At 65.3% G+C, this 1,127-nt stretch carries 1 pseudogene; it reads right to left on the bottom strand.

The features are described from left to right. A pseudogene (locus EN893_RS34995) lies at nt 1-1,042 on the bottom strand (TRAP transporter fused permease subunit); the annotation flags it as partial. Nucleotides 1,043-1,127 lie beyond the last annotated feature (85 nt).

Raw genomic sequence — 1,127 nt, 5'->3', positions numbered from 1 at the left:
CCTGGATGCCGATCTTCAGGCCACTTTCCCTAGCCATGGGTGCCGCGGCAAAGGCGGCCAGCGCCACTGGCGGCGTCAGATCGGCCATGATGCCGAAATAGAAGACGAACATGTGGCTGACCAGCAGCGGCACGCCAAGCTCGAGTAGCGCCGGCCCGGCCAGCGACGAGGTGATGATGTAGTTGGGAATGGTCGGGATGCCCATGCCCAGCACCAGGCAGGTGAGCATGGTCAGCAACAGCGACAGGAACAGATTGTTCTCGCCGATGGAGATGATCCAGCCGATGAAGGTCGAGGCGATGCCGGTCAGCGTCAGCGTGCCGATGACGATGCCGACGATGGCGCAGGCAATGCCGACCGGCAGCGCGTTCTTGGCCCCTTCGGCGAGCGAGTCGACGCAGATCCGCAGCGTCTCGCGGCCGCCCTTGAATGTGAAGCAGGCGACCACCAGTGCGGCGATGACGGCGCCGAGGAGATTGACGCCGAACTTCATGAACGAAGCGGCGGCAAGCCCGAGCGCGATCCAGAAGACGATGCGGAAGGCGAGCGGACCGATCGCTGCTGCCAGCGGCGTGCCGAGGATGAGCACGATGGTCAGCGCCAGGCCCATCGTGCCGGCGAAGATCGGCGTGTAGCCGGCAAACAGCAGGTAGACGAGCGCTGCCAGCGGCAGCACCAGCGGCCAGTGCTGTTTCACCGCGTCCCACGGATTGGGCAGGTCCGCCTTGGCCATGCCGTGCAGCCCGGCCTTGCCGGCTTCCAGATGCACCTGCCAGAAGCACGCGCCGAAATAGAGCAGCGCTGGGATGATCGCCGCCTTGACCACATCGGCATAAGGCACGTTCAGCGTCTCGGCCATGATGAAGGCGACCGCGCCCATCACCGGCGGCATGATCTGGCCGCCCATCGAGGAGGTCGCCTCGACGGCACCGGCAAAGGCCGAGCGGAAGCCGAAGCGCTTCATCAGCGGGATGGTGAACTGGCCGCTGGCCACCACATTGGCGACTCCCGAGCCGGAAATGGTGCCCATCAGCGCCGACGATGACATAGCCGGCGGCATGCGTGCCCTCATTGCCGTGCGACAGGATCATGCGCGTGGTGGCGATGTTGAGCGACAGCCTGAGCAT

The sequence above is a fragment of the Mesorhizobium sp. M7A.F.Ca.CA.004.04.2.1 genome (assembly GCF_004022825.1).
GTDB lineage: Bacteria > Pseudomonadota > Alphaproteobacteria > Rhizobiales > Rhizobiaceae > Mesorhizobium.
This window is presented reverse-complemented; position numbering and strand designations above follow the sequence as displayed.